The organism is Streptomyces camelliae (assembly GCF_027625935.1).
In the GTDB taxonomy this organism is placed as follows: domain Bacteria; phylum Actinomycetota; class Actinomycetes; order Streptomycetales; family Streptomycetaceae; genus Streptomyces; species Streptomyces camelliae.
Genome location: NZ_CP115300.1, coordinates 149,928 through 163,272, shown reverse-complemented (window position 1 = coordinate 163,272; position 13,345 = coordinate 149,928). Strand labels below are relative to the sequence as shown.

Annotated in this window: 13 protein-coding genes and 4 pseudogenes; 5 read left to right on the top strand and 12 right to left on the bottom strand. The window is 67.2% G+C overall.

Annotated elements, in window-relative coordinates:
- Positions 1-61: 61 nt before the first annotated feature.
- The 4 genes and pseudogenes from O1G22_RS00740 to O1G22_RS00730 all read right to left on the bottom strand — a co-directional run bounded on the left by O1G22_RS00740 (position 62) and on the right by O1G22_RS00730 (position 2,214).
- Positions 62-745 (bottom strand): VOC family protein, encoded by a 684-nt coding sequence (locus O1G22_RS00740; protein WP_270079467.1) that lies wholly within the window; start codon positions 743-745, stop codon positions 62-64.
- Positions 745-828 (bottom strand): annotated as a pseudogene (locus O1G22_RS44430) (AraC family transcriptional regulator); the annotation flags it as partial. The pseudogene O1G22_RS44430 and the gene O1G22_RS00740, both read right to left, overlap by 1 nt.
- A 45-nt stretch (positions 829-873) precedes the next feature.
- Positions 874-1,164, bottom strand: a complete 291-nt coding sequence (locus tag O1G22_RS00735; protein WP_270079466.1) for a hypothetical protein — start codon at positions 1,162-1,164, stop codon at positions 874-876.
- A gap of 645 nt (positions 1,165-1,809) precedes the next feature.
- A complete protein-coding gene (locus tag O1G22_RS00730; RefSeq protein ID WP_270079465.1) occupies positions 1,810-2,214 on the bottom strand; it encodes an ATP-binding protein in 405 nt (134 codons plus the stop codon).
- 357 nt (positions 2,215-2,571) lie between these two features.
- Between O1G22_RS00730 and O1G22_RS00725 the strand changes: the two genes are divergently transcribed.
- From O1G22_RS00725 to O1G22_RS00710, 4 genes are all read left to right on the top strand, one after another.
- Positions 2,572-3,438: a helix-turn-helix domain-containing protein gene (locus O1G22_RS00725; protein ID WP_270079464.1), complete on the top strand. Its 867-nt coding sequence runs from the start codon at positions 2,572-2,574 to the stop codon at positions 3,436-3,438.
- 29 nt (positions 3,439-3,467) lie between these two features.
- Positions 3,468-3,686 (top strand): DUF397 domain-containing protein, encoded by a 219-nt coding sequence (locus O1G22_RS00720; RefSeq protein WP_428986470.1) that lies wholly within the window; start codon positions 3,468-3,470, stop codon positions 3,684-3,686.
- 82 nt (positions 3,687-3,768) lie between these two features.
- The gene (locus O1G22_RS00715; protein ID WP_270079462.1) at positions 3,769-4,584 is read left to right on the top strand and encodes an SAM-dependent methyltransferase; all 816 of its coding nucleotides are present in this window, start codon (positions 3,769-3,771) and stop codon (positions 4,582-4,584) included.
- A gap of 313 nt (positions 4,585-4,897) precedes the next feature.
- Complete coding sequence (locus tag O1G22_RS00710) at positions 4,898-5,860, top strand: phosphotransferase family protein (protein WP_270079461.1); 963 nt, start codon at positions 4,898-4,900, stop codon at positions 5,858-5,860.
- Positions 5,861-6,091: 231 nt separating this feature from the next.
- Here the strand turns inward: O1G22_RS00710 and O1G22_RS00705 are convergent, their stop codons facing one another.
- From O1G22_RS00705 to O1G22_RS00685, 5 genes and pseudogenes are all read right to left on the bottom strand, one after another.
- Positions 6,092-6,826, bottom strand: a complete 735-nt coding sequence (locus O1G22_RS00705; RefSeq protein ID WP_270079460.1) for a carbonic anhydrase — start codon at positions 6,824-6,826, stop codon at positions 6,092-6,094.
- Positions 6,827-7,233: 407 nt separating this feature from the next.
- Positions 7,234-8,045, bottom strand: a pseudogene (locus tag O1G22_RS00700) (IS5 family transposase); the annotation flags it as partial.
- Positions 8,046-8,060: 15 nt separating this feature from the next.
- Positions 8,061-8,297 (bottom strand): DUF2283 domain-containing protein, encoded by a 237-nt coding sequence (locus O1G22_RS00695; protein WP_270079459.1) that lies wholly within the window; start codon positions 8,295-8,297, stop codon positions 8,061-8,063.
- Positions 8,298-8,509: 212 nt separating this feature from the next.
- A pseudogene (locus O1G22_RS00690) lies at positions 8,510-9,649 on the bottom strand (IS1182 family transposase); the annotation flags it as partial.
- Positions 9,650-9,783: 134 nt separating this feature from the next.
- A complete protein-coding gene (locus O1G22_RS00685) occupies positions 9,784-10,281 on the bottom strand; it encodes a nuclear transport factor 2 family protein (protein ID WP_270079458.1) in 498 nt (165 codons plus the stop codon).
- Between the two features lie 220 nt (positions 10,282-10,501).
- On the opposite strand from O1G22_RS00685, the pseudogene O1G22_RS00680 reads away from it, so the two are divergent.
- Positions 10,502-10,813, top strand: a pseudogene (locus O1G22_RS00680) (transposase); the annotation flags it as partial.
- 478 nt (positions 10,814-11,291) lie between these two features.
- Here the strand turns inward: O1G22_RS00680 and O1G22_RS00675 are convergent.
- From O1G22_RS00675 to O1G22_RS00665, 3 genes are all read right to left on the bottom strand, one after another.
- Positions 11,292-11,804: a nucleotidyltransferase domain-containing protein gene (locus O1G22_RS00675; protein WP_270079457.1), complete on the bottom strand. Its 513-nt coding sequence runs from the start codon at positions 11,802-11,804 to the stop codon at positions 11,292-11,294.
- A gap of 68 nt (positions 11,805-11,872) precedes the next feature.
- On the bottom strand, positions 11,873-12,673 hold the full coding sequence (istB, locus tag O1G22_RS00670; RefSeq protein WP_270086284.1) for an IS21-like element helper ATPase IstB: 801 nt from the start codon (positions 12,671-12,673) through the stop codon (positions 11,873-11,875).
- Positions 12,674-12,882: 209 nt separating this feature from the next.
- Positions 12,883-13,281, bottom strand: a complete 399-nt coding sequence (locus tag O1G22_RS00665) for a VOC family protein (RefSeq protein ID WP_270079456.1) — start codon at positions 13,279-13,281, stop codon at positions 12,883-12,885.
- Between the last annotated feature and the right edge of the window lie 64 nt (positions 13,282-13,345).

Genomic DNA, 13,345 nt, shown 5'->3' with positions numbered 1-13,345 from the left:
CACGGAAGGTTTCCTCTCGTACAGGGATGCGGCGGGGTGGAGTGGGAGTGCGGGGCTGGGGTCAGGACAGCGCAGGCGCCGTGGACGGCGCGGGGGTGATCGGCGAGGTGGCCTCCCAGGCGAATCCGTCCGGGTCGGTGAAGGGGCCGGTCGTGTTGCCGAGGAGGATGCGGTGCGAGCCGGTGCCGTCGGCGGGGACGCCGAGGTCCTTGGCCAGGCTGCGGCGCTTGTACAGCGCCAGCTTGACGGGGCTGGACTCGTCGGAGGTGAACTCGGCGTACTTGCCGCCGAAGCTCCTGGCCACGGTCAGGCCCCGGTCGACGTAGAACTGCTTGCTGGCCTTCACCTCCTCGACGCCGAGCAGGAGGACGATCTCGTCGATCTCACGGGTGGCCGGGCCGGTGTCCTTCTTCGCCGAGGTCGCGACCTTCCAGATCGTCCCGTCCGGCGCCTGGACGACGCCGCCGTAGCCCCACAGCGACTTCGCGGCGGGCTTCAGCACCGTGGCGCCGGCGTCCGTGGCGGCGTCGACGAAGCTGTCGACGGTGGCCGGCCGGGACACCGTGAGAGCCAGGGTGAAGCCGCGGAATCCGGTGGAGGGTGCCTCGGACGCCCGCAGGCGTATGCGCGTGTCCACTCCGAAGGCGGTGTAGAAGCGGCGGGCGGCCTCGGGATCGGCCACCTCAAGGGTGACGGATGCGATGGACGTGTGGGATGCGGTGGAAGTGGTGATTGCCATGACCATCACGCTAGGGGCCGCCCGGCGACCGGGGCTTCTCGATTCCTGACGGGCCTTGTCACTTGCTTCGCCACACACGCCGGCACCCCCCAACCGTGATCGCAGAGCCCGCATCGTGGACTGCGCCCACACCGTCAGCATGGTCGGCCGCCATAGTCGACCGGCCGGTACCGAGTGAACATCGAGCCGTACGTGGCGAGCGCGGCGTCGCGCTCCAGGAGCGGGTAGCCGAGGAGCTTTTCGACGATGCGGTGCTCGGCGAGGATGCGCTCGGTCTGCTGGAGCAGCACGGTGTGGCCCGATTCGGTCAGGTGTACCCCGTTGCTCCACAGGTTGACCGGGCTGTCCTTGTCGTTCGCGAGGGCCAGCTGCCGGGTGGAGGGACCCCCGAGATTCCGACACCTGGACGTTGGACGTTTCGGCATCCGGGGGAAGTGATCCAAGGTGACAAAGCGGGAGACTTATCCCGAAGAGTTCAAGTGGGATGCGGTGGATCTGGTGCGCTCCTCGATGCCAAGGGCGCCCAGGTGTACCAGACGCGCACGCCGTGGTCGTGGAGCCAGGCGGTCTCGCGGTTCCGGAGTTCATGCGCGGACTCCGGGGCAATGGCGCTGGGCCAGCGGACGAGTACCGCAGTGACGTGGCCTGTCTGTACCAGCTGTCTCACACGCCGCCACCCTCTGCGCTGGCCCGGGTCGGGCTCACCGTACGTGTCGGTGACGACCTCGGCGATCGCCAGTCCGCGCTCCCGGGCGAACGCGTGGCCTTCTGTCCGCGCGCACTGCGTGGCCGGCCCGGGCGCGCTCGGGGCTCGGTCGGCGCATACGTACAGCACGACAGGAGAAGCGATTTCGCCGTGGGGGGTCATGAGCGCCTTCTGTAGATGGATCGAGGAGAAGGGATTCCCCGCAGCGCGAAGGGGACGTAGCGGGGCTGTGCGGTGCCGACTGCGTCTCTGCCGTTGGACGGGCAACTGGTCCGGTGCACAGCCGGCCGGTCCTGGCCGCGCTGCATCCGGGCTGTCGCTGCCGGGCGAGCGCCATATTCGGCGCGGACCGGTGCCCACGGCATCAGGGGTAGGCCGTCAACTCTGCCCAGACAACCTTTCCTTCGGTGCGTGTCGAGCATGCGGAGCCCCAGCGGTCGGCGAGTTGCTGGACGAGGAACAGGCCCCGCCCGCTCTCCTCGCCGAGGCCGGCGCGGTGCTCGGGCGGGCAGACCGGGGTGCGGCCGTCGTCATGGAGTTCGATACGCAGGCGCCGTTCGTCGCCGGTCAGCGTGAGGCCACACAGGACATGACTGCTGTCGGTGTGGAGTACGACGTTCGTGGTCAGCTCGGAGACCAGCAGCACCGCGTCGCAGCAGGTATCGCCGGGCACCTTCCAGGCACGGAGCCGGTCGCGCACGGTGTCGCGGGCGGATCTCACGCTGGTGCGCAGGGCGGGCAGGCCGAACCAGCACTCCCGACGAGACACGGTCGTGGCTAAGGCGGGGGCTGGGGGCGTGGGCAGAGTCACGGATGTCGCCTTCCAGAGCCTTCTCGGGGCGGGCGCGGTGTGGGGATGCGGGCCCCAGCTTGAGTGGTGAGAGGCGTATGACGAGGCAGGCGCCCTGCGGTGGGGTGCCGACGACGGCATCAGCATCGCGTGTCCCGTCCAGGGCGGATGCTGTGTCAGAGCTGTGACTTGACCGCTCACAGGTCAACTATGCGCGTGATCGCGCTCACACTGCAACCGACTCCCTGATAATTTCAGCAGCGCGGGTATCACCTTGGCGTTGACACCAAGTCACTGCCAGAATGGAGTTGTTGATGGCCCCTCAGGAGGGTGGGCGTGAGCGAAGCCCGTTCCAGCACCAGCGCACCGACAGTCCTGCGTATGATCCTCGGCCGTCGGCTGCAGGACATGCGGCTCGACGCCGGTGCCTCGCTGGAGGACGCGGCAAAAGCTCTGCGCGTGAAGACCCTGACGATCCGCCGGCTGGAAAAGGCCGAGGTCGCGCTGAAGCCTCTCTACGTGGAGAAGCTCCTGGAGACCTACGGGGCGGACCGCCAGGTGATCGACGAGTTCGTCGACCTGGCCGAGCAGGCCAACCAGCCCGGCTGGTGGCACTCCTACCGCGACGCCGTCCCCAGCTGGTTCACCGCCTACGTCAGCCTGGAGACCAGCGCCAAGACCCTGCGCACCTATGAACCCCAGTACGTCACCGGCCTTCTGCAGACCCCTGACTACGCCCGCGCCGTACTGCGCGGCGGATTGCCGCACGGCAGCGAGGAGGAGCTCGCGCGCCGCGTGGAGCTGCGGCTACGCCGCCAGAGCCTGCTGGAGCGGGAGGATGCCCCCACGTTGTGGGTGGTCATGGAGGAAGCCGTCCTGCACCGGGCAGTGGGCAGCCCCGACGTGATGCGGGAGCAGATCGAGCGGCTTCTGGACGTGTCCGAGCTCGCGCACATCAGCGTCGACGTCGTGCCCTTCACCGCGGGTGCGCATGTCGGGGCATGCGCGCCCTTCACGTATTTCCGGTTCGAGGAACCCGAGCTGCCCGACATCGTCTACAGCGAACTCCTGTCCGCCTCCGTCTACCTGGACCAGCGCGCGGACGTCGTCGCCCATCTTGAGGCGCATTCCCGTATGGCGCTGCTGACGTCGTCCGAGGACAGCAGAGCGCTCTTGAACCGCATGCGCAAGGAGTACTCGTGACATTCACCGACGAGGGCGTCTACAACGGAATGCCGGCCCGCGACCTTGGGGAACAGGGCTGGGAGCGGCCCTGGAGTGGACCGAACGGCGGTCAATGCGTCGAGGCGAAACTACTCGCCGACGGCCGCGTGGCCGTGCGGCAGTCGACCGACCCGGCAGGGCCGGCGCTGATCTACTCGCCGGAGGAGATCGCCGCTTTCGTCCGCGGGGTCAAAGAGGGCCTGGCCGATCACTTGACCGCCGGGTGAACCGGCGGCAGACATGAGGGACGACGACACCGGTCCCGCTCCTGGCCTGCGGGCCGACAGACACACGCGTGAAAGGGAGAACATGACCAGCAGGCAGGCCGGCCGGGATCTCGACACGAGCAAGGCGCACTCAGCCCGGATGTACGACTATTTCCTGGGCGGCAAGGACCACTTCGAGATCGACAAGGAGGCGGCCCTGGTCGCCGCCGAAGCCCACCCCGGCATCTACGTGACCGCCCGCGAGAACCGGGCGTTCATGCACCGGGCCACCCGGGTCCTGGCGCAGGAGTACGGCATCCGCCAATGGCTCGACATCGGCACGGGCATCCCGACCGAGCCCAACCTGCACCAGGTCGCCCAGTCCGTCGCGCTCGATGCCCGCGTCGTGTACGCCGACAACGACCCCCTCGTCCTGAAGTACGCCGAGCGCCTCATGCGCAGCACGACGCAGGGACGCACGGCCTACATCGAAGCCGACGTCACCGACCCCGATGCACTGATGAGCGCCGTGGAAGCCTCGGAAGCCCTGGACTTCGACCAGCCCATCGCCCTCTCCCTCAACGCGCTCATGCACTTCATCACCGACCCGCACGATCCGTACGCCATCGTCCGCCGGCTGCTCGACCCGCTCCCGGCTGGCAGCGCCCTCGCCATGAACCACTGCACGCCTGACTTCGACCCCGTCACCTGGAACAAGGTCGCGGAGGTCTACACCAAGGCCGGGTCTCCGGTGCAGTTCCGTTCGCACAGTGACGTCCGCCGCTTCTTCGACGGACTCGACCTGATCGACCCCGGCATCGTCTGCTGCCACCGCTGGCGGCCCGCCGGACCCGCCGACGGAACGGAGCCCACGGACGCCCAGATCAGCCTGTTGGCGGGTGTAGGCATCAAACGCTGAGCCGGACGTTCATGCAGCTTTGCTGCTTTTGATGGCTGTCGCGGGGTTCGGTCTGTCGTGCTTTCCGATGGAGTGCTCGCGTGCACGGTGCTTGTTCTTCATGCCGGCTGGCAGATGCGGGGCCTGCGGTGGTGAGTTTCGGTGCGCCGGCCGGCTGGGGGGCTTTCCTGTGGAGGCAGCGAAATCCTCGACGGGTATGTGCGGTCTGAGGCGCTCTTGACGTGCGGGCCGATCCCAGGGTTTACGGAGGTCTTCTGGGAGAGGGCGGCGAAGGCTTTTGCGCAAGCCGCCGTCCGAATGGTGAGGTGGCACGGTGACCAACCATGATGAGGAGGCGGCTGTCCGACCGAGGACCCTGGCCTGGGTGAGCCGGCACCTGATGGTCGGCGAACGGGTCGTCAAAGCCGAGGCGCTGCACGGCGGCATCACCGCCGAAATGTGGAGGCTGACCGTCAGCACACGGGACGGAGGCACCCGTGGCCTAGTCCTGCGGAGCTTCGTCGACTCACGCTGCGCAAGGCACGCCGCGGACTGGCTGAGCCGGGAGGCCGACGCCCTGACCCTGCTCACGGGGACCGGTGTGCCGGCTCCTGGGCTGGTCGCGGTTGATCCGACCGCAGCTCACTGCGAGTATCCATCGCTCCTGATGACCCATCTGGCGGGCCGGACGGTCCTCGACAATGAGGGATTGGAGGCGCGCGTTCCCCTGCTGGCCCGTCAACTCGTGACGATCCACGCGGTACGTCCCGTTGAGCCGCTCCGGGAGTATGTGGCGTTGACGACCGCTGACACCGTTGTGGTTCCGACGGGCGCTGACGCGACGGCATGGGCTGCGGCGATCGACGTGATCCGCAAGCTCGCGCCGCCCTATGAAGGGCGATTCCTGCACCGGGACTTCCAGCCCGGCAACGTGCTGTTCGACGAGCGGCTCTCACAGTCGGCCGGTGCCCGGATTACCGGCGTCGTCGACTGGGCAGGGGCCTCCTGGGGCCCGGCGGATCTCGATGTGGCGCACTGCTCGACCAATTTCGCGCTGCTGCACGGCCCGGCGTGGGGTCTGCGGTTCGCCGAGGCGTACGAGGAGGCCGGCGGGGTGCTGGCCGCGGCCCCGAGCGAGCGGCTGTATTGGCAGGTGCGGGACGCGCTGGCGTGCTCAGAAGAAGTGCAGCAGGTGGCGCAGCGATGGCGGGAGGCAGGGAGGGTCGAGCTGACGACGCGTGTCGTGGAGGAACGGCTGGACGCCTATGTCACCGCCTTGATGGACGCAGTGGGCTGAGCCAAAGCAGCCCAGGACCCAGGCCCGGCAGCGAGCACCGGGCCCAGCGGCCGTGTCCGGCAGCGGAGCCGATCGAGCTCTCTCACCGGTACGCCCCCGAATCGAACGACATTCTCACGTTCCGTGACCGGTCCCCAAGATCTGTGCCAGAGCCGAGTTTCGACAGCATCGTGCCGTACTCGCAGTCCGCGTCCGCCAGTACCTCGTCGGCCATTCGACTCGTCCAACCGCTCAGGAGGGCGCGCCGGCCAGGATTTCCACCTTGCCGGTGTCGAGCGAGTAGTAGGCGCCGACCACGGCGAGGGCGCCCTTTCCCACGAGTGGGGCCAGGTCCTGGTTGGATCGCAGATCGGCCGCGGTCAACTTGACCTGGGCGCGGGCCATGGTCTCGACCGGGTCGGCGCCACCCTCCCGGACAGCCTGCTTGTACGCCGGCTGCAGGGCCTTGACGATCGCCTGCAGGTTGCCGGGCAGCGGTTTGCCGTCACGAAGGGACGTGTACGCCGACTTGACGGCGCCGCAGCGCTGATGCCCGAGGACCACGATGAGCGGGGTGTCACTCGTCATAGGCCCGTACTCGACAGAGCCAGTGACCACCGGGCCGACCGCCTCCCCACCGGTGCGCATCACGTACAGGTCACCCAGGCCGGTATCGAAGAGGAGCTCAGGCGGCACTCGGGAGTCGATACACGAGAGGATCGCCCCAAAAGGCTCCTGCTCCTGGGCCACGAGTTGACGCCGGTTCGGATCCCGGTCGGGGTGTTGAAGGTCTCCGCTCACCCAGCGCTTGTTGCCTTCCATCAGCCGCGCGAGTGCCGTGGCGGGCGTGGTGGGCCGCGCTTCCGGCGAAGCGCTGGTCGCCGACGAGGCGGCCCTCGTCGATGAGCACCCCGCGAGCGCGACGGCGGCGCCCGCAAGTCCGCTGGCAAGCAGCGATCTACGATCCGGACGTCCGGCTCTGTCCATCAGTCAGTTCCCCTCGATGCCGCTCAGACACGTCCCTGCGCCTTGACCAGGCCAATGGTCCAGCGTGGTATGGGTGCCTTCGCAGCAGACACAAGCGGGCGCGGGCTACATTGCTCCGGACAGCCCACAGAACCAGCTCGGGCGGCGGCGCGAACCTCTGATGCCGAGACCCGCCCGCCCGACTGGAATGTTGACGGCCGGGTGCTGTCCGTTCTCGTGAACATCAACCTCGACCCGATCCGGATACCTCCCGAGACGATGAACAACCGCCGTCGAAAACTCACGAACCAAGCCAGGCGCAGCATTCGCACGGCCGCGGACAGTTCTCGTACAGGGTTCGCATCATGCCCGCGAACTGCTGGGGCCGGGCGGCCTCGCAGCTGGCGCAGTGGTACTGGTGGAACCAGGCGCGAGCCGGTGTTGCGCTTTTTGTAGCGCTCTTTGTCGAAGCCAGGTGGCCTGCCGCCGGAGCTGCCGCGTCTGACGCGGTGGGCCGCTTGGTCGGCCTTCTCCGGGATGACGTGCCGGATCGACCGTTTCCGTAGGTGGCGGCGGGTTCGGCGGTTGCTGTAGCCCTTGTCCGCACTGACGCTGTCGGGCTTCGTGCGAGGCTGGCCGATGGTCAGCCGGGGAACGCGGATCTTGTCCATGACCGACTCGAATTGGGTACAGTCGGCCCGCTGACCAGGTGTGATGACCAGCGACAGCGCCCGGCAGCGGCCGTCCGCGCTCAGATGGAGCTTGGTGGTGAAGCCGCCACGCGAGCGGCCGAGCGCTTCACCTCCCGCGCCACCTCCGCCGCAGGCCGATCAGCTCGGCCCAGATCCGAGCGGTCCTGACCTTTTGTGCTGATCCCCTTTTGGCGGGCGGCGGCGCGTTGCGAGCCCCGGCGGCATGATGGTGTGCGCGCACGGTCATGGAGTCGACGGAGATGTCCCAGTCGATGTCGCCGGCCGCGTCCGCCTCGGCCTGGACCTGCTGCAGCAGGCCGCTCCCAGGTACCGTCCGCCGACCAGCGGCGATGCCTCTCATGCACCGTCTTCCATGGCCCGTACCGACCCGGCAGATCCCGCCACTGCACACCGGCCCGAATGCGGTACAACACCCCGTTGACCACTTGCCGATGGTCCCGCCACCTGCCGCAACGACGATTGCTCACGGGCAGAAGCGGCTTGAGCCGCTCCCACTGGGCATCCGTCAGATCGCCCCTACTCACCATGGTCATGCCAACGACTCATGTGCTCGGCAGATCCGGCTCACGGTCGATCCTCTCGGCAGCGCCCAGCAGATCGGGATGCAGCCGGCGTCTGGCACTGAACAGTTCGATGCCCAGCAGCCGTCCGTCCGAGTCGTAGTCGAGTATCGCCGTGTTGTCCTCGACGGGCACCTGCCGCACGGCCTCTCCCAGGCCAATCTTGTCGACGAGGTAGATGTACGCCATGTCTGCCGAGGCGTCGTATTCAACCCGCATCGCCGGCCCTCCCCGTCGTTCGCCGACCTGGGGCGTCAGGTCCGGCGTCTACCACAAGCCTACTGACGCCGAAGATCGCCAGGACAGTGCCTAACACCAGCCCAGGAAGATCACCATCGCGGCCGGGGTGGTCGAGGTGAAGGCCAATCGGGTGAACGACAAGCGCGTTGACGAGGCCACGGGCGAGCGCAAGCGGTTCTCCTCCGCGATCCCTCGTGGGTGAGGCGGCCGGTGGCCATGAAGGTGTCGGTTCCGCAGGCGAGTTGGCGGTCCCGGGCGGCTTCGAGGTTGGTCTCGGAGCAGTAGCCGGCGTCGCCCAGGGCCTGCTTGGGGTGGGTGCCGGTATTCGCCGCGGACTGCTCCAGCATGGTGGTGTAGTTCAGCGCGTCCGAGGCGTTGGTCGTGACGTCGGCGGCGGTGATGACCTGGTGTGCCTCGTCGACGACGGCCTGGGCGTTGTAGGCCTGGATGTAAGCGCCGTCGCCGTTCTTCATGATCCGCGAGTCGGGGTCGGTGAAGTTGGCCTGGGCCTTCGGCTTCGGGCGGCCCTTGGCGGCGGCCTTCTCACCGGCATCGGTGACGGCCTGCTCGTCGGCTGTGCCCTTGCGCTGCTGGCGGCGGCGCTCGATGTCCTCGGCGTGGCGGCGGGCCTTGTTCGCGGCTTCGGCCTCGATCTGGGCGCGGGCTGTCTGCAGTCTGGCGAGGCGCTTCTCGCGTCGGTCGAGTGCGGCGGGCAGGTCGGTGTCCTTGCCGTCGGGGCCGAAGGCCTGGTCCTCGGCGGTATCGGTGGCCTCAGCGTCGGCGAGCAGAGCGGCGGCTCCGGCCTCCAACGCGGCGATCTCGGCTTCGATCCGTTCCTCCTTGTCGACCAGACGGCCGTAGCTCATCGCCTTGTGCTTGGAGGCGTTCGCTTCGAGCTTGGTGCCGTCCAGGGCGACGCTGCCCATCTTGACCATGCCGAGCTTGGCCGCGAGGTGCAGCGACTGGGTGAACAGGTCGGCCAGGGCGCCCAGGTGGCGGCGACGGAACCGGGCAATCGAGCGGAAGTCCGGGGCCTGGTCGGAGGCCAGGAACCGGAACGCCACATCGTCGGCGCATTTGCGCTCGATCGCCCGGGAGGAGCGGACACCGGTGGTGTAGCCGTAGATCAGCAAGCGCACCATCAGCCGGGGGTCATAGGGCGGGTAGCCACGTTTCTCGGTGTAATCGGCCCGGATCGGGAAGAGGTCGAGTACCTCGTCGACCAGGTCCGCGACGAACCGGGCGAGGTGGTCCTCGGGCAGCCAGTCGTTCAGTGACGGCGGCAGCAGCAGGACTTGGTGCGGGTCGAACGCCCGGAACGTCTTGCCCACCGCCGCCGGACGGCCCTGTCGCCGCTTCGCCTCGATCGGCTCGACCTCGAACAGCCCATTCCCATCGCGCATACCGGCATCATCCGGCACGAAAGATCACGAGACACAGGCGGATTACTTGTTACTGGGAGCGCCTACCGTGGGTGCAAGGCTTCGGCTACCGCGATGGTGTCCCAGTAGAACGGGTGTATCTCGGTAATGAGTCCGTCTTTGACAGTGATCAGTTGCATGACCGAGGTGTCCAGGATCCGACCGGTGGCGCGGGCCTGCAGGCGGCCGCGGTTCAGTACAACGACGACGTCTCCATCGACCACGAATCGCTGCTCCAAGAATTCCAACGACTGCCACGCCTCGCTCATCGCGGCCATGAACTCCTCGATGCCGCGCGGCCCGCGCCAAGTGCCCCCGTAGGGCAACCCAGGTGCCTGGTACATCACCACCTCAGGATCGAGACACCCAGCGAGTCCGTCGAAGCTGGCCTTGCCCATACCTCCGGCGGCAATGTAGGCCGCTTCGGCCGCGTAGAACTCCTGCAGTACGGCCAAGGCGTCGCCTCGTGCGCGCACGCCTGTGCGCGGCCCAGTCGCCGACACCGCGATCGGGCCCGAATTCATCGTGTTTTCTGCGGTCATCAGCCCATGGTGACGATCCAACGGGAAGGACGCTGGCGAGAATCGGACATCGCGTCCTGAGCGTCATCGTCACGGTCAGCTCAGGAGATCCTGCTGGCGGCCCTGCAGCGGCCAGGGCACCCACCGTACGTATCGGCAGACACAGATCACCACCATGCCCACGGCAGGAAACAGCACCGCCCGACGACCGGCCACGCCCATTACCGACCCACGCTCCTAGGTGTACGTGTGGGCCGACAGCATCCACCTCAACGTCCGTCTGGAGGAGGCCAAAGCCTGCGTCCTGGTGCTCATCGGGGTCCGCGCTGACGGCTCCAAGGAACCGGTCGCGCTCAAGGACGGCTACCGCGAGTCCGCCGAATAGCGGGCCGACCTGATGCTCGACTGCCCCCGCCGGGGCATGCGCGCCCCAGTCCTGGCGGTCGGCGACGGCGCCCTGGGCTTCTGGAAGGCCCTGGCCGAGGTGTTCCCCGAAACTCGCGAGCCAAGGTGCTGGGTTCACAAAATGGCCAATGTCAGCTTCACCAGGCCTTGAGTAGGCCGTTCTCCCCGACCAGGCCGAGTCCCTCGCTGCGGGCCCGGTTCACCAGCTGCTCGGCCGGCTCCCGGTCCAGCTCGGTCAGTCTCGCCAACTCGGCCCCCGTACGTACGATGTTCGAACTCTAGGGGGGACGCTCGTCCTTGCTGCCCATCCATGATCCTTCCCGGCGCAGAGCCCACATCTCATCCCAGACAGGTCACACCGGGGCGGGCATATATAAACTTCAGGACAGTCCCGTGCCTGGACGCGATGACCGTACGGGGGAATCAGAGGCGCCGCGTAACACACCTCAACCGGCCGGTGAAAATGGCGGTCCGTGATGTCTCAGAGTCATTGGTTTCGTAACCGAGAATGGACACCGCATGTCAGCGAGTTTGGACATCGCTGGGCCGATGCGGGACCGCGAAATGTCGGTGAGAGATGACACCGCGTTTGGTGGGTCTGTGTCATCGGTGACGATTCCCGCTTCCTACTGACGGGTGATGCCGCTGTAGGGATGGGGGAGTTCGACACCGAAGCGGTCGTGCAACTGGAGCATGTCCTGGCGGTTCTTTGCGGACGGCTCATAGTTCAGGTGGCAGTGGACTTGGGTCATAGCGTCGACGCAGCAGACCCCTCGCCCGCCGATGACGCCTCTGACAGGAGGTGGGTAATGGAAGGTGTCGCCGTCCGGGAGGGCCTGGTCTCCTCCGCCGTCAGGGGTCGGCGTGATGGGGTGGAGATCAACCTCGCGGCCGTTGTCATCGGCGAGTGCCAGTGCGGTCGGCAGCCAGTCCCGCAGCACCACGCGGTAGCCGCTGTCGGCGAGGGCTGATCGGACCGCGGAAATCTCGGGGAGGAGCACAACAAGATCCAGGTCGGAGTGCTGCCGCGTCGCCTGCTGTGGGAGAGCATCGATGCCCCAACCACCGTCGACCCAGGCGGTGAGCCCGGCCTCTTCCAGGACAGACAGCACCTCGTGGACATCCTGCATGCTCATCATGGTCACCAGGATGTCCGCTCGATGAGGGAAGGACGAACGATTTCCGTGGCCAGGGGACACTGCTCCTGTCAGCCGACCCTGGCGTCCTGTTCGGCGGCTCGGGCTCGGGTGCTGGCAAGGCCGTAGGATTCGGTGCCGGTCTGGATGATGTTGCCGCCGAACGTCAAGCGGTCGACGATTGCCGCACAAAGTCGAGGGTCGGTAAAGCTCTTTGTCCAGCCACCAAAACTCTCGTTCGAGGCGATGGCCACGCTGTTCTTCTCTTCCCGCTCAGTGAGAACCTGGAAGAGCAACTCGGCGCCTCTGCGGTCGAGTTCCATGTATCCGAGCTCGTCGATGCACAAGAGATCGACACGTCCGTAGCGGGCGATGGTCTTGCTCAGCAGCTTCTCGTCCGCTGCCTCGACCAGCTCGTTGACGAGCTTGGTCGCGAGCGTGTAGCGGACTCGGAAACCGGCCACTGCGGCCTCGGTGCCCAGCGCGATCAGCAGATGGGACTTGCCGGTGCCCGAGTCTCCGATCCGACAAAGAGGCAGTCCCTTCTCGACCCATTCGCAGGTCGCGAGGGTGTGGATGACCGCCGGGTCGACGTTGGGATTCGCCTCGAAAGCGAAAGCCCTCAGGGACTTGTCGCGTGGAAAACATGCGGCCTTGATCCGCCGTTCAGAGCGTCGACGGGCCCGGTCATCGCACTCGGCCAACAGCAGCTCGGCAAGGAACCTCAGATAGGACATCTGGTCACGGGACACCGACTCCGCGAGCTCACCGAACTGGCCGCGGATGGTCGGCAGCCGCAGCAGGCGGCATGCCTGGTCGATGCCCGCGTCGGTGGCCTGCTCAGTCAGCCCACGGTGACGCTTGAAGGCGATGCTCTGTCTCCCTCACGTGCGATGCGGTCGGTCTGCTGCGGTGGTCGCAGCAGCGTCCGGCGTTGATCCTCAGACACAGGCGCAGACGTCCTTCTAGGGGCAACGGTGCGTTCCGATGTGCCCTGCTGGTGGCGTTCCTGGACTGGGCGGCCGCGTTCACCGGGAGCCCTGGGGTCTCGGGGCTCCCGTTTGAGCGGCTGTGCGCGGCGTCAGCGTGCGAACTTTTCGATGGCCGCCTGGGTGACGGGAGTGAAGAAGTTGACGAGGTTGCCGTCGGGGTCACGGAACAACAGCGACCGGTTGCCCCAGGGCATCGTGGTGGGCTCGGTGACGAAGTCGGTGACGAAACCGGTCAGGTTCTGGTGAACGCTGTCCACGTCGTCGACGAGGAACTCGGTGATCACGCTGTGGTTGTCCGCCGGGCGGGCAGAGCCCGGGGCGAACAGCGGGACGGTGCGGGTGCCGGCGATCGCGAGGGTGGCGACCGCGGTCTTGAGTTCGGCGAAGTCCTCGGTGGCCCACGTCGCCCGCGCCCCTGTGGCTCGCTCGTAGAACTCGACGAGGCGCGCTACGTCGCTGGTGATGATGCGGATCGAAACGAAGTCCATGGAGATCTCCTTGGCTGTGCTGGAGGCGTGCACGTCGCAGACTAGGAGAAATAGTGGACAGAAT

Coding starts and splice junctions, on each gene's coding strand:
- O1G22_RS00735 (WP_270079466.1), bottom strand. CDS start 1,164: ATGCCGAAACGTCCAACGTCCAGGTGTCGGAATCTCGGGGGTCCCTCC.
- O1G22_RS00715 (WP_270079462.1), top strand. CDS start 3,769: ATGACCAGCAGGCAGGCCGGCCGGGATCTCGACACGAGCAAGGCGCAC.
- O1G22_RS00675 (WP_270079457.1), bottom strand. CDS start 11,804: ATGATGAGCATGCAGGATGTCCACGAGGTGCTGTCTGTCCTGGAAGAG.
- O1G22_RS00740 (WP_270079467.1), bottom strand. CDS start 745: ATGGTCATGGCAATCACCACTTCCACCGCATCCCACACGTCCATCGCA.
- O1G22_RS00695 (WP_270079459.1), bottom strand. CDS start 8,297: ATGCGGGTTGAATACGACGCCTCGGCAGACATGGCGTACATCTACCTC.
- O1G22_RS00665 (WP_270079456.1), bottom strand. CDS start 13,281: ATGGACTTCGTTTCGATCCGCATCATCACCAGCGACGTAGCGCGCCTC.
- O1G22_RS00685 (WP_270079458.1), bottom strand. CDS start 10,281: ATGACCGCAGAAAACACGATGAATTCGGGCCCGATCGCGGTGTCGGCG.
- O1G22_RS00705 (WP_270079460.1), bottom strand. CDS start 6,826: ATGGACAGAGCCGGACGTCCGGATCGTAGATCGCTGCTTGCCAGCGGA.
- O1G22_RS00720 (WP_428986470.1), top strand. CDS start 3,468: ATGCCGGCCCGCGACCTTGGGGAACAGGGCTGGGAGCGGCCCTGGAGT.